The organism is Neorhizobium sp. SOG26, from assembly GCF_003491345.1.
Classification (GTDB): domain Bacteria; phylum Pseudomonadota; class Alphaproteobacteria; order Rhizobiales; family Rhizobiaceae; genus Neorhizobium; species Neorhizobium turbinariae.
The window spans coordinates 2,590,383-2,610,839 of the sequence record NZ_CP025512.1 but is presented as its reverse complement, the minus strand read 5'-3'; the positions used below and the strand labels follow the sequence as shown (position 1 = coordinate 2,610,839).

Here is a 20,457-nt window from a genome sequence, read left to right as displayed (position 1 = left end):
TAGTTGATGACGACCAAAAGACCTTTCGGCCTTCCTTCCGTCCGGTTGATCTTGATTGCCGCGGTTTTGGGAATAATCGCCGGCGCCGGGGCGGTATACGTGAGGAATATGGGGTCTGGCAATGGCGGCGAGGGGTCGCTGGTCGCATCGGCGGGTGCCTGCGAGGGTGCCGTCACCAAGGTGAAGTCGGTTGCGGCCTTCTCCAAGGGTGAGGTGGCTGCCATGGTGGCGGCTGAACCGCCGCGTCCGCTGGACCTGTCATTCAAGGGCCCGGACGGTCAGGATCTGAAGACGGCCGACTTCGCGGGCAAGACCGTGCTCCTCAATCTCTGGGCTACCTGGTGCGGCCCCTGCCGGGAGGAAATGCCGGCCCTCAATACGCTCCAGAAGGAAATGGGAGGCGCAGACTTCGAGGTCGTCACCGTCAACATCGACACCGGCAGCGACGACAAGCCGAAGGCGTTCCTGGCCGAATATGGCGTCGACGCGCTCGGCTATTACCGCGACAGTTCGATGGGGGTCTTCAATGCCCTGAAGAAGGAAGGTCTCGCCTTCGGTTTGCCCGTGACGCTGGTCATGGACAAACAGGGTTGCCTGATCTCGGCGATGAATGGCCCTGCCGCCTGGGATAGCCCGGACGCCAAGGCGCTGATCGCGGCCGCCAAGGGCGGCGTGTAAAACCGATTAGCGGGTCGGCACCGGCGTCTCGCCGCGGTAGTCGTAGAAGCCGCGGCCGGACTTGCGGCCAAGCCAGCCAGCTTCGACATACTTCACCAGCAGCGGGCAGGGGCGGTACTTGGAGTCGGCCAGCCCATCGTGCAGCACCTGCATGATCGACAGGCAGGTGTCGAGGCCGATGAAGTCTGCAAGCTGCAGCGGGCCCATCGGATGGTTGGCGCCAAGCTTCATGGCCGTGTCGATTGCCTCGACAGAGCCGACACCTTCGTAAAGCGTGTAGATCGCCTCGTTGATCATCGGCAGCAGGATGCGGTTGACGATGAAGGCCGGGAAATCTTCGGCGACTGTTGCCGTCTTTTCCAGCGCCGCGACATAATCCTTGGCCGCCTGGAAGGTGGTCTCGTCGGTCGCGATGCCACGCACCAGTTCCACGAGCTTCATGACCGGAACCGGGTTCATGAAATGGATGCCCATAAAGCGCTCGGGGCGGTCGGTCGCGGAAGCAAGCCGCGTGATCGACAGCGAGGAGGTGTTGGTGGCAAGGAGCGCGTCCGGGCGCAGCACGGGACAGACCTGCGCATAGATCTTGCGCTTGACGCTTTCGTCTTCGGTCGCAGCCTCGATGACCATGTCCATCGGTGCGAGATCATTGACGTCGGCCGAGCCGGAAATGAGCTTCAGGGCCTTCTGGCGGTCTTCGTCCGACAGCTTGCCGTTGGAGACCTGGCGCGCCAGGTTGCCATTGATGGTGGCCAGTGCTGCTTCAATCCGGTCCTTCGACAGATCGTACATCTGCACCTTGTAGCCGGCGAGTGCCGAGACATGGGCAATACCGCAGCCCATCTGGCCTGCACCAATGACGCCAATGTTCTTGATGACCGAACTCATCGCTTCACTCCCGGAGATTTGTCTTCTGCGCTTAAATTACTAGCGCGCGCATTGATAATAGAATGCCGGACTGCGAATGGCAGCCCGGCAAGATTGTTATTCCGCTGGCTCTTAATTTTCCAGAACTTTTCGCAACTGCGAAAAGGAGGAATCAGAGCGCCTTTTCGAGCTGCGGCAGGATTTCGAAGAGGTCGCCAACGAGGCCGTAGTCGGCCACCTGGAAGATCGGAGCTTCCTCGTCCTTGTTGATCGCGACGATGACCTTCGAGTCCTTCATGCCGGCGAGATGCTGGATCGCACCCGAGATGCCGACGGCGATGTAAAGCGCCGGTGCAACCACCTTGCCGGTCTGGCCAACCTGCCAGTCGTTTGGGGCGTAACCTGCATCGACCGCTGCACGCGATGCGCCAACGGCGGCACCGAGCTTGTCGGCAACCGGCAGGATGACTTCCTGGAACTTTTCAGCCGAGCCGAGTGCGCGGCCGCCGGAGATGATGACCTTGGCGGACGTCAGTTCCGGGCGCTCCGAAGACGACAACGCGTCGGAAACAAAGCTCGATACGCCGGGGTTGGAGCCGCCGGAGACAGCTTCGACCGACGCCGAGCCACCTTCTGCCGCAGCGGCGAAGGACGCGCCACGTACGGTGATGACCTTCTTGGCATCGCTCGACTGCACGGTCTGGATGGCGTTGCCGGCATAGATCGGGCGCTTGAACGTGTCAGGCGAAACGACTTCGATGATTTCCGAGATCTGCATCACGTCGAGGAGCGCTGCAACGCGCGGCAGGACGTTCTTGGCCGATGCCGTGGCCGGGGCGATGATGACGTCGTAGGAACCGGCGAGCGACAGGATGAGGTCGGCAAGCGGCTCTGCCAGGTTGTTGGCATAAGCTGCGTCATCGGCGAGCAGCACCTTGGATACGCCGGCAAGCTTTCCAGCCGCATCGGCAGCCGCCTGGGCGCCCGAACCTGCCACCAGCACATGAACGTCGCCGCCGATCTGGGTCGCCGCCGTCAGTGCCTTGGCGGTCTGGTCGTTGAGGCTCTGGTTGTCGTGTTCTGCCAGAAGAAGAATGGCCATGATGATGTTCTCCTATCTCTTCCGGGTTGTTACAGCACGCCGGCCGTCTTGAGGTTGGCGACGAGTTCTTCAACCGACTTCACCTTGATGCCAGCCTTGCGGCCGCCCGGTTCCTCGGTCTTCAGCACGGTGAGGCGCGGCGCGGTATCGACGCCGAAGTCGCCCGGGGTCTTCTTGTCGAGCGGCTTCTTCTTCGCCTTCATGATGTTCGGCAGCGAAGCGTAGCGCGGCTCGTTCAAGCGCAGGTCCGTCGTGACAACGGCCGGGAGCTTCACTTCGATCGTCTGCAGGCCGCCATCGACTTCGCGGGTCACGGTTGCCTTGTCGGCAGCGAGTTCGATCTTGGAGGCGAAGGTTGCCTGACCGCAGCCCAGGAGGGCCGCCAGCATCTGGCCGGTCTGGTTGCTGTCGTCATCGATCGCCTGCTTGCCGACGATGATCAGGCCCGGCTGTTCGGCTTCAACGACACCCTTGAGTATCTTGGCGACCGCAAGCGGCTCGACCACGGCATCGGTTTCCACCAGGATCGCCCGGTCGGCGCCCATGGCCAGCGCGGTGCGCAGGGTTTCTTCCGCCTTGGCCGGGCCAATCGACACAACCACGACTTCCTCGGCCTTGCCGGCTTCCTTCAGGCGCAGCGCCTCTTCAACGGAGATTTCGTCGAAGGGGTTCATCGACATCTTCACGTTGGCCAGCTCAACGCCCGAACCATCCGGCTTCACACGGATCTTCACGTTGTAGTCCACCACGCGCTTCACAGGCACCAGGATCTTCATGGGGTCCTTCCTTGACTAAAAATCACGGCAAACTGCGATATTTGCCGGTTCCTCGTTTGTCAGTGGGCGACATGGATACGCATTTTTCAGGCGAATACAACGCCCAATCGCCCGCCGCGCTGTGCGGTTTTCTCATAGTTCTATTCGCTGGCCGTGACGACGTTGGCGGCTCCAGATTTGGGTATCACGGCCTTCGGCGTCACGATCTCGCGGTCGAAGAGCGGCACGCCCGGGCGGCGCATCACGAGAACCAGAATGGCGCCGGTAATGATGCCGCCGACATGGGCGCCCCAGGACACCACGCCGTCCATATCGAGGGCCAGCATCACGAACTGCTGGAGGATCCACGCCGCCAGCGGAATGAAGGCGGGAAGCGGCAGCGGGATACGGAAAAGCACGAGAACCCAGACCCGCACCCGCGGATGCAGGAGGAAATAGGCGGCGACCACACCGGAAATGGCGCCAGACGCGCCGATCAGCGGCCCTTCCGCCGAGGGTGCGACGAAGCCGTGGACGGCAGCGCCCGCGGCGGCGCAGAGGAGGTAGAAGACCAAGAACCGCATATGCCCAAGCGCATCCTCGACATTGTCCCCGAAGACCCAGAGGAACAGCATGTTGGAGGCGAGGTGCCAGAAGTCCATGTGCAGGAAGGCGTAGGTGATGAAGGTCGCATCATCCGGCACGATGACCAGGGACGGGTCGAGGATCGCATAATCGAAGATGACGGCGGGGATGAAGCCGAGGCCAAGCGATGCATGTTCGACCGCCTCCGGCGAGGCGATTGCCGTGAACAGCCAGGCCAGCACGTTCACGACGATGATGCCGATCGTGACATACTGGACGCGGATGTATTTGAGCTCGACGGCGTCGTGAAGGGGGATGAACATGACTTGCCTCTCCCGCCTTCTCGTCAGCGATTTTTCCCGGGAACCCAGAGAATGTCGGCCTTGCCCTTTTCGTTGGCATAACGCGCCGCGACGAACAGGAAGTCCGATAGCCGGTTGATGTATTCAAGCGCCGCCTTGCCGACGATCTCGTGCCGTGACAGCTCGACCATCAGCCGTTCCGCCCGGCGCGACACGGTGCGCGCCAGATGCAGGTAGGCGGACGCCGGGGAGCCGCCCGGCAGCACGAAGGAACGCAGCGGATCAAGATGCGCGTTGAGCTCATCGATCTCGGATTCCAGCCGCGCCGTCTGCGCGTCGATGATGCGCAGCGGTTCGTATTCCAGAACCTCGCCGGTATCGGGCGTCGAAAGATCGGCGCCAAGATCGAAGAGGTCGTTCTGGATGCGGAAGAGCATCCGGTCGAGTTCTTCCATCTCTGACGTGTGGAGACGGGCAAGCCCGACCGTCGAATTGGTTTCATCGATCGTGCCATAGGCCTCGACCCGCAGGTCGTGCTTGTCGCGCCGAGGTCCCGCGGCGAGGCCCGTCGTGCCATCGTCGCCGGTGCGCGTGTAGATCTTGTTGAGCTTTACCATCCCGCCATCACATCAGGTCGGGCGCCCGCCGCCCGTGATCCAGAGCGTGAGCATGATGAGCACGATTGCTATCGCCTGCAAGAGCACGCGCATCTGCATGAGCTTGTTGGACTTGTTGGCGTCAGTGCCCTTGAGCATGTTGAAAAGCCCGCGGATGAGCACGAGCACGACAAGACCCATGACGATCAGGGTCAGTACGGTGGTGAAACTGGACATCTATCTTCTCAATCGATCCGGCGCATGAGCTTGTAGAAGAGCGCAGCCGGCAGAATTCTCTTCAGGAAGGCGCCCTGCTTTGCAGGTTTGGTTACAAGATAATGTGGCCTGGGATGCGGTGCGGTCAAGGCGTGCTTCAACACGTCATACACCGCGTCCGGTCCCAGTTTATGACGGCTGACCGGTCCGCGTCCATCCAGCCGCTTCAATTGCCGCTTGTATTGTTCGGCATGGACCGAGCCCTCAAGGTCGACATTCTCGTGGATCTTGATGAGCGAATTCGCTGTGAACCTGGAGGCGATCGGACCTGGCTCGATGAGGCTGACCGTTATGCCGCTGCCCTCAAGCTCCATCCGCATGGTGATCGTCAGCCCTTCGAGCGCATATTTCGAGGCCGTGTAGGCGCCGCGGTAGCGATAGGGCAGGATGCCAAGGATCGACGAGCAGTTGACGATGCGGCCATGGCCCTGCGCCCGCATCACCGGGATCAGCCTGCGGGTCAGCTCATGCCAGCCGAACAGGTTGGTCTCGAACTGGATCCGCAAGACGTCCGTCGTCAGATCCTCCACAGCGCCGGCCTGCCCGTAAGCGCCGTTGTTGAACAGTGCGTCGAGCCGACCGCCTGTGCGCTCGAGGACCGTGTCGACCAGCGCCGCAATGGTGTCCGGCTTGGTGTAGTCCATCAGCAGCGCTTCGATGCCGTCAGCCTCGAGCGGTGCCAGATCTGCCTCCTTGCGAACAGTGGCGAAGACGCGCCAGCCATCTGCCTTCAGGGCACGCGCGCAGTAGGCGCCGATGCCGGAGGAACAGCCGGTAACGATGATCGTTCTGTTGTCGTCCATTCGCTGCTGCTTTCTGTTATGTGTTCATGCCCTAGTTTCATATTTTCTAGGTCGTCACAACGGAGTTCCCATTGTCAGAAGAGATCCGCGCCTTCCGGTGGTACAGGCTGGCGTTCAAAGTCGTCTGGGATGCCTACTGCCATTTTACGGAGGATGACGGGTGGGCGATGGCGAGCCATGTCGCCTTGTCGGGTCTGCTGGCGCTGTTTCCATTCCTGATCTTCGGGACCGCGCTTGCCGGTTTCCTCGGGGCAGGCGACTTTTCCGCGACCGCCATCCACCTGCTCTTCGATACATGGCCGGCCGATATCGCCGAGCCGATTGCCTCGGAAATCCAGCGGGTGCTGCTGATGCCGCGCGGCGGGTTGCTGACGCTGTCGGTGCTGGCAGCAGCCTATTTCGCCTCGAACGGTGTCGAGGCCCTGCGCATCTCCCTGAACCGTGCCTACCGCGTGCCGGAAACGCGGCCGTGGTACGTTACCCGGTTAGCCAGCCTCGGGTATGTCATTGCCGCCGTCGTGGTTTTCGCGGCAATCAGCATCGTGCTGGTGGCGCTACCCGTTGCCGCCCGTTTTGCGCAGACACGCTTTCCGGAACTGCTGGAAGACCTGAGCGCGATCGCCAATTGGGGGCTGATCGGCACCGGCGTCGTGCTGCTCGTCGGACTTGTGCTTTCGCACAAATGGCTGCCGGCGGGGCAGCGACGCCTGATCGACGTCTTGCCTGGCGTGGTGATGACGGTTGTTGTCTGGACCGCCTTCGGCTTCGGTTTTGCGACCTATCTTTCGACCTTTGCGAATTACTCTGCGACCTATGCGGGCCTCGCCTCGATCATGGTGGTGCTGATCTTCCTCTACATGGTCGGGGTGATCTTCATGCTCGGCGCCGAACTCAATGCCGCACTGATGAAATACCGGATCTATTCGGTGTTCTCGCGCCGTCGCAAGGAACGGCACGCCCGCCATCACGGGCTAGAGCCCGACCATGCGGCGGATGTCGGCGGGGGTGCGGCCCTCATGCCTCAGAACCGAAAGTCCGGTTGAACCTTCGCTCTTTGACAGCTTCCTGCCATCGGTGCCGAGGATCAGGCGATGGTGATGATAGATCGGCGCGGGAAGCCCCAGCAGTTCCTGCAGCAGACGATGGACGGCGGTGGCATGGTAGAGGTCGCGCCCGCGCACGACATGGGTGATCTCCTGCACAGCATCGTCCACGACGACGGAGAGGTGGTAGCTCGAGGGCGCATCGGAGCGTGACAGCACGACATCGCCCCAGGCTGCGGGATCGGCTGCGATCTCCTGTTGCGAACCTGAGCCCGTTTCCATCCAGGAGAGCGGCTGCTTCAGCCGCGCCACGGCCGCCTGCATGTCGAGCCGCCAAGCAAAGGTCTTCCCACCTTTCTGCCGCGCCTCTCGCTCGTCCCGGCTCATCCGACGGTCATCGCATGGATAGTGCGGCGAGCCGTCCGGGTCGCGTGGCCATGTTTTTCCGTCCGCCGCGAAGGCTGCCACCTTCGCCTTCACCTCGCCGCGCGTCATGAAAGCGGGGTAGGCGAGGCCTTGGTCGATCAGGGACTGCAGCGCGGACTGGTATAGCGGAAAATGCTCCGACTGCCGGCGCACAGGCTTCTCCCAATCGAGCCCAAGCCACTCCAGGTCCTCGTAAATCGCCACTTCGAATCCGGGTGTGCAGCGGGTCCGGTCGATGTCTTCAATGCGGAGCAGGAAGCGCCCGTCATTCTCCTGCGCCAAATCGAAGTTCAGGAAGGCAGACAATGCGTGGCCCAGATGCAGCGAGCCGTTTGGGCTCGGAGCAAAGCGGAAGACAGGCTTTTGACGTGGATGTGCTGGCATGGTTTCTTCTGCCACGGAAAACGCCCCAGGCAAAAGAGGGCAAGGCGAGCAAGGGTTTCGGAGTGGAGGTGCGGCGATGAAGAGGATCATCCGCGACCAAAGTGACATCCGGGCCGGCCTGGAAGAACTGGCGTTGCTCGACCCACGGCTCGTGTCCATCATCGAGCGGGCAGGGCCTGTGCCGCTTCGGCTGAACGAGCCCGGCTTTGCAGGCATCGCATCGATCATCGTGTCGCAGATGGTTTCGCGAGCGAGCGCCGATGCGATCTGGCGCAGGATCACGGCTGCCGGTCCGGTAACCGCCGAGCATTATGCGGCGCTTGCCCCGGAGGTCATTGCCACATTCGGGCTGTCACGCGCCAAGGCGGCGACGTTGTCCCACCTCGCGAGCGCGCTTGTCGCCCGGCATTTCGATCTCGAAGCGGTTGGCGCAATGGAGGCGGACGAGGCCTTGAAGGCCTTGACCTCGCTTCCCGGCATTGGCCCCTGGACGGCTGAAGTCTACCTGATGTTCTGCTGCGGGCATGCGGATGTCTTCCCATCCGGCGATGTGGCGCTGCAAGCAGCGGTTCGCCATGCTTTTGCCATGGATGAGCGTCCACCCGCCAGGCAACTTGCCCGGATGGCTGAGGTTTGGACGCCCTGGCGCTCGGTCGCTGCCCGGCTTTTCTGGGCCTATTACGCCAGTGAAATGCGCCGTCAGGTGGCGCCGATCACAGAATCACCTTTGCAGTAAAAGCCCTGCATTATTGGGCTTCACAATCCTGTAACAGCGGACCTAATATAGAAAATACAGATGCCGAATCGGGTAGGAGCGTCACTTGACGATTGCAGTCTCCCCGCAGGCCCTGCCGGCGCTCGTGCTGAACGCTGACTACCGGCCGCTGAGCTATTATCCCTTGTCGTTGTGGTCCTGGCAGGACGCGATCAAGGCGGTCTTCCTCGACCGTGTGAACATCATCGCCGAATACGAACATTCGGTCTGCTCGCCAAGCTTTTCCATGCGGTTGCCGAGCGTCGTCAGCCTCAAGACCTATGTGCAGCCGACGCGCAATCCCGCCTTCACACGTTTCAATGTCTTCCTGCGCGACAAGTTCGAATGCCAGTATTGCGGCGCCCATGACGAACTGACCTTCGATCACGTCATCCCGCGGGCACACGGCGGGGAAACGACCTGGGACAATGTGGTGGCGGCCTGTTCGCCCTGCAATCTGCGCAAGGGCAGCAAGCTGCCAAAGCAGGCCGGCATGTTCCCGCACCAGAGGCCCTACCAGCCGACGGTGCAGGATCTGCATAACAACGGGCGTCTCTTCCCGCCGAACTACTTGCACGAAAGCTGGATGGACTATCTCTACTGGGATACCGAGCTGCAGCCCTGAGCCAGCTTTGCGATCACCGCAGGATAGGCCGCGTCATGCGGCCTTTTTTGCGCCCATGAAAGCGATGGCTGCGAGGATAAGGCTCGCGATCACGTTCCAGCCCGCAAAGGACAGGCCGAGGATGCGAAGGGCGGCCTGCGTGCACGACGGGCCATGCACGGTATTGAGGTCGGACAGGAGATTGCCGGCGTTGGTGGTGACGCCGGCTGCGCCGCCGCAACTCGCCGGTCCTTCCCAGAAGCCCCATTCGACGCCCGAATGATAAACGCCCATGCCGGCACCCACCAGCATCATCACGCCGATCACGACGAGGAGCGCGCGGGTGATCCAGCCTGGCAGATTGAGCACGGAAGCGGCGATCGCAACGATCCCGACCGGGATGCCGAAGTAATACGGGTCGCGTTGCAGCAGACAAAGCGCGCAGGGGATGTAGCCACCGATATGCTGGAAGGCGAGCGCGCCGCCGACGGTCACCGCCATGCCGAGCGTGACGACGACTGCGGCGTTGAAGCCTGATCGGGCGCGAGTGGCGGAAGCTGAAAGGGCCATGGGCCTCTCCTGATGATGACACCGGCCACTTGGCCTTGCGCTCACTTAGAGCAGATCGGATCGCGCTGTAAATCCGCGCCGCTCCAAACCCCAGGCCCCAAGCGAACACATCTTCATGAGAAGCTTTTCATGCCGATTCGGGCGAAAGCGCGATTGAACCGCATTTAACCAAAGCCGTTTACCGGACGAAAAGCCGCCTGTGGCACGATCAGGCCAGTGTTGAAGGAGTTCTCATGTCGTCCCGGCTACGTAACATCCTGCTTGCCTTTGGTGTTTCCCTCGCCATGTGGGCTGTCGCCATCCAGGGCACGCTCAGCATCTACGGTGCTGTCACAGGACCTGGAACGGACGGCATGGCAACCGCCAGCGTCGAATAAACATCCACGAGAAGTAAGGATGCGGCGCGGGAACAAATCACCTAGTCTGTGATTGATTCATCGCCAAGCCAACGAGGAGGTTGGCCCGGAGGAGCCGATGACTGACCGAGCCAAGGGGCTGATTCTTGCAGCCGAAGTTTCTGTCGTGATGTGGGCGGGGATCATCTGCAGCGGGTATGCCCTGCTGAACTGAGCAGCTCTGCCACCCGGGCCGAACGTTCATGCGTCCGCCCCGGTATTTTAACCACCACTGCAATATCTCGCCGCTCTCCCGGTGCCGCTTGAAGAATTGAGTGGCGCAAGCGCCTTTCATCCTGCTTATTATGGCCCAGACGGTTTTCTACCGCACAACATGGGTTAACGCGGTGCCAGTCAATGAACGATCCATCGTCGCCCTTGCTCGGGCTTAGCGTCGAACAGTTCATGATCGCCTACCAGGCAGGCGAGCTGGCGGGGCTCGAGGGTCAATCGCTTCTTGCCTGTCCCTACCTTGATGATCCCTCGCGACTTCGGGTATGGATGCTGGGTTACCTGGATCAACCAATCGACAGTCGAATTGACCGCCAAGGCGGCATAGACCCAGCCGGACAACACCCGCTTGGATGATGGATGTACTTTGGCCTGGTCCGATGGTATTTTGTTACCAAAGGAGCGCCTTGATGTCGCCGTTCGTCCGCAATGAGCCGGAAGACTTGCCTGAATTTGAAGATTACGAGCTGGCCGAACTTGCGCCGCTGCTCGTTGAAGCGCTGACCTTTCCGTTCCCTGCGGATTTCCCGGCCAAGCCTGCGCTAGAACAGCCAGAAAAGCACGGCAAGGATCGCTACCCACATTACCAGTGAGATGCCGCAGGCCAGCAGATAGTTGCGCAGTCGCTTCGTCATGCGACCAGCATCACCATCATTGTGGCCCTAGTTAAAGGCCGGTCAAAAAATCTGGTTACGTTCGCGTTAACGGGGCGCGAGCAAACTGCCCCAGGTCAGGAAGAGTGCCCCGGATCGGTGCATCTCTCTTGTGGACATCACCGTTCCGCCAGAACCTATATGCTCTGTCAGATATGCGGCTCGGAGTAGGCCGTGCATTCTCCGACGTCGCGCCACGTCGGGATTCGGCCGTCGCGCTTCGCCTTCCGGTCGGACATGGCAAGGAAGATGTCGAGCCGGCGGTCCTTGATGCCCGGGATCATGCTCATGCCCGATAAAGGCAACGGGTTGAACGGGTTGCCCCGATGGTAGGCATGCAGTTCCACCCGCACGGTCGGCCGGAAACTGACGGCGCGTGAATGGAAGGCATAGGTGTCGGCCACCACCAGGGTATTCGCCGGCACCGTCACCTTGCGCGGGCTGTAGTCGCCAAGCTTCGACAATTCCTCTGGCGTGATCCGGAATGACCCGTCGGCATGGTGGGCGCGGGCATCATTGCTGGCGATCAGGCTCTGGCGGTATTCCCACTCGATCCGCTCCCGGGTCAGCTTGTGGCTGCCGGGCACGAAGACGAAGGGTCCGTCCTCCGGCCCGACATCATCCAGGAAAAGCCAGGCCTTGGAGGTCGAATGGAAGGTGTCTGCATGCAGTGCCGTCTGTGGATCGGCTTCCTTGCGTGCCGGCTCGGCAATCACCGTCTGGATGTAGTAGATCGGATCGCCGCCACAGCCGCCGACATAACGCACGAGGTCGGCGATTGACCGGTTGTTTGAAAAATGCGCGAGATCGGGAAGGCGCTGCAGTGCCTGCGGCCCGATCGGGATCATCCGCGTCACCGTCTGCCCCTGGCGCATCTCGCGCGCCGGCAGCGGCTCGTTCTTGAGGAATTCACGGATCCGCCCGAAGACATCCGGGGCAAGCGCGTTCTCGCGGATGACGAAGCCGTCGCGCTCGAACTGCTCACGCTCTGCCTGGTCCAGCGACCGCCCTAAAAACTTTCGCCGGTTGCGGGCAATGCCGGCAGCAAGTCGCACGCGCTCACGGTGCAGGCCGAGTTCATTAAGATAGGGGTGGCCGATCAGCGGGTTCTTGCGGAAGGACTTGTCGTTGCTGAGGACACCGAAGGCATAACCCGGATAGCGCCACCACTGCACGGACCATTGCGTCATCATAGTCTCCATCCCGAACTGCCATTTAAAATGGCAGTCGCAGGAGAATGCAAGCAAAGATGCAGATAAGTGAACGGGTTCCACGGCAGGCGGTGCTGCGGGAAAATAGAGTATGGAGAGAGATGGTGCCCCGTGCCGGGCATTCGCGAGTTGGCAAAGACAATCTTCCCGACCCAGACGAATGCGATCAGGAACAGATGCGTCATCACACCGGTTCGGGCCATCTGTTACCACGCCTATGATCGAGGCTCGGGGCCGGTGGTCCGGATTCGAAACTTCAAGGAGGAGAGGCCGAAGAGGAAGAAGGCGGCTTCGCAGGCTTGGCTGCACACCTTCGTTCGGCACTGCGCGAAAGACGGCATTCCGCACGTCGCGGTTCTCGTCCTGTTCATGAGCCAGACCGGAGCCCGCGTCTCGGAGGCTATCACGCTGAGATGGAAGGATGTCGACCTGGTCGGGCGGACTGCCTTGCACGTGAAGACGAAGACATGCAGGAACTCCACAAGGTGGCTGACGGACCAGCTGGTCGCGCGGCTTTTCAAGCTGGCGGAGGGGAGGGAGCCTTAAGATCGGGTGTCCCGCTACACTAACCGGCACGCCGTCAATGAGCGGACAGCAGCAGTCTGCAAGCGCGCCAGCATCACCTACAAGCCGTCACACACCTGCGGCCGGCACGACACCCTGACATGGGCATCGACATCAAGTCGATCATGGATGCCGGCGGCTGGCGCAGCGCCGCCGTCTTCCTCTGCACCTATGCCAACCCCCGCGACGCTGGCCGCGTCGTCGCCGATTGCATCGATACGACCCACATGCAAAGCCCCGGCCGCCGTCGCGAATACATCGCCGGCCTGATCGACAACGGCGAAGCCTCGTTCGAGATCAACTATATCCCCGGCAGCGACACGGACATCCTGCTGCGCACGCTCATGGACTCGGGTGAGACTGTGCAGCATCGGATCACCTTCCCCAACGGCGTTACCGTCAACGGCACCAAGAAGTGGTCCGATGTCCTGAAGGGCGTTCTGCAGCAGATCGCGAGCATGGCGTTCTCGAAGATGGGCGGCGGAGGCAGCGGTATCCTGCTGTCGATGAAGCGCCGGCGCCAAAGTCGCATCGGTGACGACAAGGCCGATATCGCCGTTGGCAAAGCTGCCAACAACGGCATTGAGCTCGGTGAGAGTGCCTTTCACTGCCTTTGCGTTCGTGGACAGGGTCAGGGCGGAGATCAGCCGCTCCATCTCGGTTGACCAGTCGAGAGTACGCTGCACGGGAGAGGGCGGGTTTAGGTTCATCTCTCCTGGCACGACCGACAGTGTTTCTACCGCCGATCGGTTAAATGTTGAGGGGGTGTCTCTCATCTGCGACGAGACGTGACCTGCTCCCCTCGAATGTCCTCGGTTTGAGGTTAGTCTGTTCTCCCGAGAAGGAGACAGATAATGAAGCGTTCCCGTTTCAGCGACGAGCAGATCATCAGTATTTTGAAGGAGCGCCAGGCCGGGCTTTCGGCTGTTGAGCTGTGCCGCAAATACGGTGTCAGCGACGCGACCTTCTACAAGTGGCGCTCGAAGTATGGCGGCATGGAAGTGGCCGAGGCCAAACGGTTGAAGGCTCTTGGAGAAGAGAACGGCAAACTGAAGCGCCTCCTGGCCGACGCGATGCTTGATGTATCGACGTTGAAGGAGATGCTCGCAAAAAACTTCTGAAGCCCGGTCCAAGGAGGAATGCCGTGACCTGGGCGATGAAGGAAAAGGGCTATTCGCAGCGTCGGGCTTGCGGCCTGGTCGATATCGATCCGCGTGTGTTCCGCTATCGGTCGACGCGGGGCAATGATATCGCGATCCGAACGAGGCTCAAGGAACTGGCCAGCCAAAGGCGTCGCTTCGGATATCGTCGCCTGCATATTCTGCTCAGGCGGGAAGGCGTCGAGATCAACTGGAAGAAGCTCTATCGGCTCTACAGGGAGGAGCGCCTGACCGTGCGCAAGCGTGGCGGCCGCAAACGCGCCTTGGGAACCCGAGCGCCGATGACGATCCCACAAGGGCAGAACCAGCGATGGAGCCTGGACTTCGTCTCGGATGCCCTGGTCGACGGCAGGCGGTTCCGCATCCTGTGCGTTGTCGATGACTTCAGCCGGGAGTGCCTTACCACGGTGGTCGACAATTCGCTGTCTGGTGAGCGTGTCGGCCGTGAGTTGGACAGAATCGCCCTCAGCATCGGGTATCCCTGCATGGTCGTCTCGGACAATGGCACCGAGCTGACATCGAACGCCATCCTCAAATGGCAACAGGACCACGCCGTCGAGTGGCACTACATTGCGCCGGGTAAGCCCATGCAAAATGGCTTCGTGGAAAGCTTCAATGGTCGGCTAAGCGATGAATGCTCAACCAACACCTCTTCACCAGCTACCGCCACGCCAGGGAGATTATCGAAGACTGGAGAAACGACTATAACCTGAACCGCCCGCATACCAGCCTCGACGGCTTAACCCCTTACGAGTTTGCAACCCGGTCCAGAGAGGACCAAAATAGGAACAGAGCTAACTTATAAACGCGGACAATCAGGGGAGCAGGTCAGTTTTAGCTGTGCTAGCTCGGTTGGAGGAGTTGAAAAGCCTTCCTGCCGAGTAGCGCGTTAAAGCGCATGCTGACATCCAGAAAGAAGTAATCTCGGAGCTTATGCAGCCACAGATGGAGGGCATGGTTTTATAGCAAGGCTTCTTTGATGTGACCTAGATTGATTGAGAACCCGGTATCCCGGCCCACTTGATCACCGAACCCGCGAACTTCAATATAGTCTTGCCCTACAATCCGGGACAGGAGGTAAAAGAATGTATCAGAGAACCCGCCGGGAGCGAGATGCACGACACGACATGACGCGTTCGCGAAAACAGCGTTAGTCATGGCTGCGCCCATGATGCCGACTATCACCTCCGCATCCTTGAACAGAGCCACCTGCTCAGAAAATTTCAGGAGACCCGGGTTGACGGGGTGGAACCCCATCTTGTTAACTAGATAGTCTTTGATTTCTTTCTCATTCACTAAAGATCGCTCTGTGTTTGGTCTCTCTACATAGAGACGCTTTACGCCTTTCCCTTCGAGGAGCCGTCTGTAGCGTTGGACATGGTCCAAGGTCGATGATGCAAGGAACGTCCCGTGCTTCGACATTCCTTCTACATGGATCAGTGAACGGAAGTGGGTTACGTCTCCAACATTTCGACCCCGCCTTGGCACATGGTCGGGCCATGCTATGTTCAGGGTGTCGCGGACAACGTAGCCCATAGCCCCGAGCAAATTTGGTGTTATGAGGAGATCAGGGCTGCAACTGTTGATTTGCACTGAGAGCTGACCCGGGATTGCGGGAAATTATCACTGAGATTTGACCCATGTTTCAATCATCCCTCGCGAGGTTTCAGCGGGGGCTTTGGAGTGATCGACATGGCGTTACTGAGCGTAATCCGACGCTGGCATTTTCGAGAGCATCTTTCGATTCGGGAGATTTGCCGCAGGACCGGCCTGTCCCGGAACACTGTCCGCAAATACCTGCGGTTGGACGGCGTCGAGCCGAAGTTCAAGGTCCCGGAGCGACCGAGCAAGCTCGACCCTTTCGCAGATCGGCTGTCGGCCTGGCTGAAGACGGAATCCAAGAAGGGCCGCAAACAGAAGCGCACCCTGAAGCAGCTCCACGCCGACCTGGTGAGCCTCGGCTATGACGGTTCCTACTGCCGTGTTGCAGCCTTTGCCCGGGAATGGAAGGCAGACCGGCAGAGGGAATTCCAGACGACGGGGCGCGGAACGTTCGTGCCTCTGGCCTTCGAGCCGGGCGAAGCGTTCCAATTCGATTGGTCGGAGGACTGGGCCATCATTGGCAATGAGCGCACCAAGCTGCAGGTGGCGCATACGAAGCTGAGTTACAGCCGCGCCTTCATCGTCCGTGCCTATCTCTTGCAGACGCACGAGATGCTGTTCGACGCCCACAACCATGCATTCCGGGTCTTCGGCGGCATCCCCGGTCGCGGCATCTACGACAACATGCGCACGGCAATCGACAAGGTCGGCCGTGGCAAAGAGCGTGACGTCAACATCCGCTTCCTGGCAATGGCCAGCCACTATGTGTTCGAACCCGAGTTCTGCAATCCTGCCTCCGGCTGGGAGAAAGGACAGGTCGAGAAGAACGTTCAGGATGCCCGTCATCGTCTCTGGCAGCCCACGCCGCGCTTTCCGTCGCTGGAAGCGTTGAACGACTGGCTGGAGCAGCGCTGCAAGGAATTGTGGGCGCAGACGCCACACGGCCAGATGCGCGGCACCATCGCTGACATCTGGGCTGAGGAAGCTTTGGTATTGATGCCGGTTTCCCGGCCGTTCGACGGCTTCGTCGAGTATACCAAGCGGGTCACGCCGACCTGCCTCGTCCATCTGGAGCGCAATCGCTACAGTGTCCCGGCATCCTTCGCCAATCGGCCGGTGAGCCTCCGGGTCTATCCGGACCGTATCGTTGTCGCCGCGGAGGGCCAGATCGTCTGTGAGCACCGCCGTGTCATCGATCGCTCTCATGATCGACCGGGACAGACGATCTACGACTGGCGGCATTATCTGGCGGTCGTGCAACGCAAGCCGGGCGCTCTTCGCAATGGTGCACCGTTCGTTGAGCTACCGGACGCATTCCGAGCCTTGCAGCAATACCTCCTGAAGAAGCCGGGTGGCGACCGCGAGATGGTCGATATCCTGGCGCTGGTCCTCCAGCACGACGAACAGGCCATCCTGTCGGCCGTGGACATGGCACTGAAGTCCGGCGTCCCCACGAAGACCCACGTGCTGAACCTGCTGCATCGCCTCGTCGACGGCAAATCCTTCACACCGCCCACCATTGACGCCCCTCAGGCCCTGACGCTCATCAACGAGCCCAAGGCCAATGTCGAACGCTACGATGCGCTGAGAAAGACGGAGGCTCGCCATGCGTCATAATCCGGCAAGCGGCGCTATCGTCATCATGTTGCGGCAACTGAAGATGCACGGCATGGCCCAGGCCGTCGGCGAGCTCACGGAGCAAGGATCGCCGGCGTTCGAGGCGGCAATCCCGATCCTGTCGCAGCTTCTCAAGGCCGAGACTGCGGAACGCGAAGTTCGATCGACCGCCTACCAGCTCAAGACGGCACGCTTTCCAGCCTATCGTGATCTGAACGGCTTCGACTTCGCCAGCAGTGAGATCAATGAGGCGCTGGTGCGTCAGCTTCATCGCTGCGACTTCCTCGACGACGCCAACAACATCGTCCTGGTCGGCGGCCCCGGCACGGGCAAAACGCATATCGCCACGGCAATTGGTGTCCAGGCTATCGAACATCATCACAAGCGAGTTCGGTTCTTCTCGACCGTGGAACTGGTCAACGCGCTCGAGCAAGAGAAGTCCCAAGGCCGACCAGGGCAGATCGCCAACCGCCTGGCACACTCCGATCTCGTCATCCTGGACGAACTCGGTTACCTGCCGTTCAGTGCTTCAGGCGGTGCGCTGCTCTTCCATTTACTGAGTAAACTCTACGAGCACACGAGCGTCATCATCACCACCAACCTGAGCTTCAGCGAATGGGCCAGCGTTTTTGGCGATGCCAAGATGACCACCGCGTTGCTCGACCGGCTCACACATCATTGCCACATCCTCGAAACCGGAAACGACAGCTTCCGCTTCAAAAACAGTTCAGCCCATGAGCCCAAAACTACGAAGGAGAAACGCAGGAACTTGACCACCCCAACCACGACGGACGATACCTAAGGCGGGTCACTTCTCGGCGCAAATCCCGGGTCAGCTCTCAGTGCAAATCAACAACGAGGCTGTCAGAACAAGATTACTTGCGTGCCTTTGATGCTGCTCGCACCAAAATCCAGCAGATTGCCTTGAAGCTCTACAATCCGAAACACGGCATGACCTACACTCTCAAAGCCGCCGATCTGAGATAGCTTCTCAGCCTCGGCCGAGGATACCCTCATGAACACCAAGACAAGTTTCAGGCGGGTCACGTTCCAGAGCCCCTTCCTGCTGCCCGGAATGGATAAGGTACATGGACCGGGCGAGTTCGATGTCCAGATTGTCGAGGAGCCTCTCGATGTCATGTGGGAAGGTTACCACCGCACGCTGACGATCATGTTGACGTCGGGTGCCTTTACCGAAGCCGTCGCCGTAACGGAAGCTGCTCTTGATGAGGCTCTTGCCAGGGATCAGGAGCAATCGCGCTCTTCGCTATAGCAGCCGGAACCGACTCTATTTCCCTGAGGAACCTAGCCCCATGCATAACCTTCAGCAGTTTGCTTCCAGCCCCAATGGGGACCAATGGTTCCTGCTAACCGACGAAGCCAATCAACAAGCTCTCGTTCTCCATAAAGCGAACGAGCCCTCGGGCGGCCACCAGACACAAATGCCCGTTGCGGAGTTTCTGAACCAGAAACCGTTTGGCCCGGAAAGAAGCGCGCTCATCAGCCTCCTTGGTGTTGGCGACGACAGCGCGGACGCAATTCAGGATAGTTACACCTCCGCCTCATTGTGATCACGTGCCGTCCGAAGCGGGTTCGGCCGGTTTCTCGGTGAGGCAGGCGTCCATTGCACACGATGGCGATGTTATATACAGTCAGGCCCTTCGGTAGCCATTGTCCGGGCGCTGCCGCATCAGGCTCATCGCTTGGCCCCAATGAAAGGAGGACGACATGTCTTCCAGCCTCCGACTAGATCGAAACCTCGTCAGTGTTAGCGACTTTGGCTATCGCGAGAACGTCCTCGCAGGTGAGGTGCTTCTTCATGAGGCGGCTCCGGCCATATTGAGCCAACGGTCTCGGACCATACGCTTGGAGCTTCCGATGCTGTTCCAGTCGTCATCGTTCTCGATCGGCTTGGTGACACGCCCTCTCTGAGCGGCTCGTATCATACCCAAGAACCTAGAAAGCACACCTGTGCGGACAGGCCGCCTCGAGATGAACATCGAGCGTGCTGGCGACTGCACATCCACTCACGCAGAGGAAAAGATTATGGCTAAGGGCCAAGTAAGAAGCAACCGCGAGATTAGAAAGCCGAAGGATAAGAGCGCAACGATAGTGCCCCCAACTCTGGGAAGCCAAGTCAAGGATACCAGCGGAGCGACCGGCTCAGGCAAGAAACACAAATAGTCTGACGCAATGAATATCGCTGTACGTCAAACGTCGAGGCCATCCGACCTCGACGCCTCCGCCTGGATGAAAACGCTGTCTCGGTATCGACAGCCCAATGTTCGCCGCAGCACCTTTGAACTGTTCGTTACAGCAAGCGCTTTCGGAATCTTCTGGTTGCTTGCCTATATCTGCGCGTCTAACGAGTTTTGGCTCGTTCTCATCCTCGTGGTTCCTGTAGCCGCAGCCTTCCTGTTACGGCTGTTTACAATCCAGCACGATTGTGGCCACGGGTCCTTTTTCGCCCGCCGCAGCCTCGATGACTGGACCGGGCGCGGTCTTGGTGTTCTCACACTTACACCGTATGATTATTGGCGGCGTACGCACGCCATCCACCATGCATCAGCCGGGAACCTGGATGAGCGTGGCATTGGCGACATCACGACATTCACCGTAGCCGAATATCGCGCTTTGTCCTGGTGGCGGCGCTTGGCTTACCGGCTTTATCGGCATCCACTCGTGATGTTCGGATTAGGGCCGATTTGGATCTTCCTTTTGAAGCAACGACTCCCGTTCGGGTTGATGCGTTCAGGGGCGATGCCTTGGGTGTCGACCATGGGGACCAACCTCGCCGCTGCGCTTATGGTCATCCTGTTGGCCTGGATCATCGGTATAGGACCCTTCCTGGCCACCCATCTGCCAATCGTGCTGCTGGCGGGGGCGGCCGGCATATGGCTGTTCTACGTTCAGCATCAGTTTGAGGAGACGCACTGGAGGAACGAAGAAGACTGGCACTTTCCCGGTGCGGCCCTTCACGGCGCGTCTCATTACGATCTGCCGCTGGTTTTGCGATGGCTCACAGGCAACATCGGGATACATCACGTGCATCATCTGTCGAGCCGTATTCCCTACTATAGGCTGCCCGAAGTGCTGGAGCAACATCCGGAGCTTGCTGCCATCGGACGGGTCACCCTCAAAGACAGCTTACGTTGTGTCAGGCTTGTTCTATGGGACGAGAAACGCGGCAAGTTGGTTCGGTTCCGGGATGTTGGCGAACGCGCAGACAATGATATTCGCTCATCCGGTGGGCACGAGCAGACAGACACTGCGTGAACT

25 protein-coding genes and 1 pseudogene are annotated in these 20,457 nt (G+C 60.1%); 15 read left to right on the top strand and 11 right to left on the bottom strand.

The features are described from left to right. Nucleotides 1-6 precede the first annotated feature (6 nt). Nucleotides 7-678 carry a thiol:disulfide interchange protein TlpA gene (gene tlpA, locus CYG48_RS12965; RefSeq protein WP_118850757.1) on the top strand — a complete coding sequence of 224 codons (672 nt, stop codon included), beginning with the start codon at nt 7-9 and terminating at the stop codon, nt 676-678. Nucleotides 679-684: 6 nt separating this feature from the next. Here tlpA and CYG48_RS12960 read toward each other — a convergent pair whose 3' ends face one another. From CYG48_RS12960 to CYG48_RS12930, 7 genes are all read right to left on the bottom strand, one after another. Beyond that, nucleotides 685-1,566, bottom strand: coding sequence for a 3-hydroxybutyryl-CoA dehydrogenase (locus CYG48_RS12960; protein WP_118850756.1), 882 nt, complete (start codon nt 1,564-1,566; stop codon nt 685-687). Nucleotides 1,567-1,717: 151 nt separating this feature from the next. Continuing rightward, on the bottom strand, nt 1,718-2,647 hold the full coding sequence (locus tag CYG48_RS12955; RefSeq protein WP_118850755.1) for an electron transfer flavoprotein subunit alpha/FixB family protein: 930 nt from the start codon (nt 2,645-2,647) through the stop codon (nt 1,718-1,720). Nucleotides 2,648-2,676: 29 nt separating this feature from the next. After that, complete coding sequence (locus tag CYG48_RS12950) at nt 2,677-3,423, bottom strand: electron transfer flavoprotein subunit beta/FixA family protein (RefSeq protein ID WP_118850754.1); 747 nt, start codon at nt 3,421-3,423, stop codon at nt 2,677-2,679. Between the two features lie 140 nt (nt 3,424-3,563). After that, nucleotides 3,564-4,310 (bottom strand): rhomboid family intramembrane serine protease, encoded by a 747-nt coding sequence (locus tag CYG48_RS12945; protein ID WP_118850753.1) that lies wholly within the window; start codon nt 4,308-4,310, stop codon nt 3,564-3,566. Between the two features lie 23 nt (nt 4,311-4,333). Continuing rightward, nucleotides 4,334-4,906, bottom strand: coding sequence for a cob(I)yrinic acid a,c-diamide adenosyltransferase (locus tag CYG48_RS12940; RefSeq protein WP_118850752.1), 573 nt, complete (start codon nt 4,904-4,906; stop codon nt 4,334-4,336). A 12-nt stretch (nt 4,907-4,918) separates the two neighbouring features. Continuing rightward, nucleotides 4,919-5,122 carry a twin transmembrane helix small protein gene (locus CYG48_RS12935; RefSeq protein WP_118850751.1) on the bottom strand — a complete coding sequence of 68 codons (204 nt, stop codon included), beginning with the start codon at nt 5,120-5,122 and terminating at the stop codon, nt 4,919-4,921. Between the two features lie 8 nt (nt 5,123-5,130). Continuing rightward, nucleotides 5,131-5,964 (bottom strand): SDR family oxidoreductase, encoded by an 834-nt coding sequence (locus tag CYG48_RS12930; RefSeq protein WP_118850750.1) that lies wholly within the window; start codon nt 5,962-5,964, stop codon nt 5,131-5,133. A gap of 71 nt (nt 5,965-6,035) precedes the next feature. On the opposite strand from CYG48_RS12930, the gene CYG48_RS12925 reads away from it, so the two are divergent. Further along, entirely contained in the window at nt 6,036-7,007 is a 972-nt protein-coding gene (locus CYG48_RS12925) for a YihY/virulence factor BrkB family protein (protein ID WP_118850749.1), read from the top strand. On the opposite strand, the gene gluQRS is transcribed toward CYG48_RS12925, so the two are convergent. Then, the gene (gluQRS, locus tag CYG48_RS12920) at nt 6,936-7,817 is read right to left on the bottom strand and encodes a tRNA glutamyl-Q(34) synthetase GluQRS (RefSeq protein WP_118850748.1); all 882 of its coding nucleotides are present in this window, start codon (nt 7,815-7,817) and stop codon (nt 6,936-6,938) included. The two genes, CYG48_RS12925 and gluQRS, sit on opposite strands and share 72 nt — an antisense overlap. A gap of 76 nt (nt 7,818-7,893) precedes the next feature. On the opposite strand from gluQRS, the gene CYG48_RS12915 reads away from it, so the two are divergent. Together CYG48_RS12915 and CYG48_RS12910 are read left to right on the top strand one after the other, a co-directional pair. Then, nucleotides 7,894-8,553, top strand: coding sequence for a DNA-3-methyladenine glycosylase family protein (locus CYG48_RS12915; RefSeq protein ID WP_245450341.1), 660 nt, complete (start codon nt 7,894-7,896; stop codon nt 8,551-8,553). 85 nt (nt 8,554-8,638) lie between these two features. Next, nucleotides 8,639-9,196, top strand: coding sequence for an HNH endonuclease (locus CYG48_RS12910; protein WP_118850746.1), 558 nt, complete (start codon nt 8,639-8,641; stop codon nt 9,194-9,196). A 33-nt stretch (nt 9,197-9,229) separates the two neighbouring features. Here the strand turns inward: CYG48_RS12910 and CYG48_RS12905 are convergent, their stop codons facing one another. After that, a complete protein-coding gene (locus CYG48_RS12905; protein WP_118850745.1) occupies nt 9,230-9,745 on the bottom strand; it encodes a disulfide bond formation protein B in 516 nt (171 codons plus the stop codon). A gap of 233 nt (nt 9,746-9,978) precedes the next feature. On the opposite strand from CYG48_RS12905, the gene CYG48_RS22540 reads away from it, so the two are divergent. From CYG48_RS22540 to CYG48_RS12900, 3 genes are all read left to right on the top strand, one after another. Next, nucleotides 9,979-10,122 carry a hypothetical protein gene (locus CYG48_RS22540; RefSeq protein ID WP_199925142.1) on the top strand — a complete coding sequence of 48 codons (144 nt, stop codon included), beginning with the start codon at nt 9,979-9,981 and terminating at the stop codon, nt 10,120-10,122. A gap of 375 nt (nt 10,123-10,497) precedes the next feature. Then, nucleotides 10,498-10,728: a ribosome modulation factor gene (locus CYG48_RS22300; RefSeq protein WP_150132725.1), complete on the top strand. Its 231-nt coding sequence runs from the start codon at nt 10,498-10,500 to the stop codon at nt 10,726-10,728. Nucleotides 10,729-10,781: 53 nt separating this feature from the next. Then, nucleotides 10,782-10,964, top strand: coding sequence for a hypothetical protein (locus CYG48_RS12900; protein ID WP_118850744.1), 183 nt, complete (start codon nt 10,782-10,784; stop codon nt 10,962-10,964). 209 nt (nt 10,965-11,173) lie between these two features. Here the strand turns inward: CYG48_RS12900 and CYG48_RS12895 are convergent, their stop codons facing one another. Then, the gene (locus tag CYG48_RS12895) at nt 11,174-12,214 is read right to left on the bottom strand and encodes a phytanoyl-CoA dioxygenase family protein (protein WP_199925141.1); all 1,041 of its coding nucleotides are present in this window, start codon (nt 12,212-12,214) and stop codon (nt 11,174-11,176) included. Nucleotides 12,215-12,283: 69 nt separating this feature from the next. On the opposite strand from CYG48_RS12895, the gene CYG48_RS12890 reads away from it, so the two are divergent. The 3 genes and pseudogenes from CYG48_RS12890 (at nt 12,284) to CYG48_RS12880 (ending at nt 14,764) form a co-directional block, all read left to right on the top strand. Then, nucleotides 12,284-12,781, top strand: a complete 498-nt coding sequence (locus tag CYG48_RS12890; RefSeq protein ID WP_150132724.1) for a tyrosine-type recombinase/integrase — start codon at nt 12,284-12,286, stop codon at nt 12,779-12,781. A 119-nt stretch (nt 12,782-12,900) separates the two neighbouring features. Then, entirely contained in the window at nt 12,901-13,464 is a 564-nt protein-coding gene (locus CYG48_RS22535) for a phage tail tube protein (protein WP_199925140.1), read from the top strand. A 189-nt stretch (nt 13,465-13,653) separates the two neighbouring features. Beyond that, nucleotides 13,654-14,764: pseudogene (locus CYG48_RS12880) on the top strand (IS3 family transposase). 155 nt (nt 14,765-14,919) lie between these two features. On the opposite strand, the gene CYG48_RS12875 reads toward CYG48_RS12880, so the two are convergent. After that, the gene (locus CYG48_RS12875) at nt 14,920-15,495 is read right to left on the bottom strand and encodes a glycosyltransferase family 61 protein (RefSeq protein ID WP_118850741.1); all 576 of its coding nucleotides are present in this window, start codon (nt 15,493-15,495) and stop codon (nt 14,920-14,922) included. Nucleotides 15,496-15,651: 156 nt separating this feature from the next. On the opposite strand from CYG48_RS12875, the gene istA reads away from it, so the two are divergent. From istA to CYG48_RS12840, 5 genes are all read left to right on the top strand, one after another. After that, the gene (gene istA, locus CYG48_RS12870; protein WP_118851503.1) at nt 15,652-17,178 is read left to right on the top strand and encodes an IS21 family transposase; all 1,527 of its coding nucleotides are present in this window, start codon (nt 15,652-15,654) and stop codon (nt 17,176-17,178) included. Continuing rightward, nucleotides 17,168-17,980: an IS21-like element helper ATPase IstB gene (gene istB, locus CYG48_RS12865; RefSeq protein ID WP_057352983.1), complete on the top strand. Its 813-nt coding sequence runs from the start codon at nt 17,168-17,170 to the stop codon at nt 17,978-17,980. The genes istA and istB overlap by 11 nt, the downstream gene beginning before the upstream one ends. A gap of 213 nt (nt 17,981-18,193) precedes the next feature. After that, on the top strand, nt 18,194-18,451 hold the full coding sequence (locus CYG48_RS12860) for a hypothetical protein (protein ID WP_118850740.1): 258 nt from the start codon (nt 18,194-18,196) through the stop codon (nt 18,449-18,451). Between the two features lie 40 nt (nt 18,452-18,491). After that, a complete protein-coding gene (locus CYG48_RS12855) occupies nt 18,492-18,749 on the top strand; it encodes a hypothetical protein (protein ID WP_118850739.1) in 258 nt (85 codons plus the stop codon). 622 nt (nt 18,750-19,371) lie between these two features. Beyond that, on the top strand, nt 19,372-20,454 hold the full coding sequence (locus CYG48_RS12840) for a fatty acid desaturase (protein ID WP_118850736.1): 1,083 nt from the start codon (nt 19,372-19,374) through the stop codon (nt 20,452-20,454). Nucleotides 20,455-20,457: the final 3 nt, after the last annotated feature.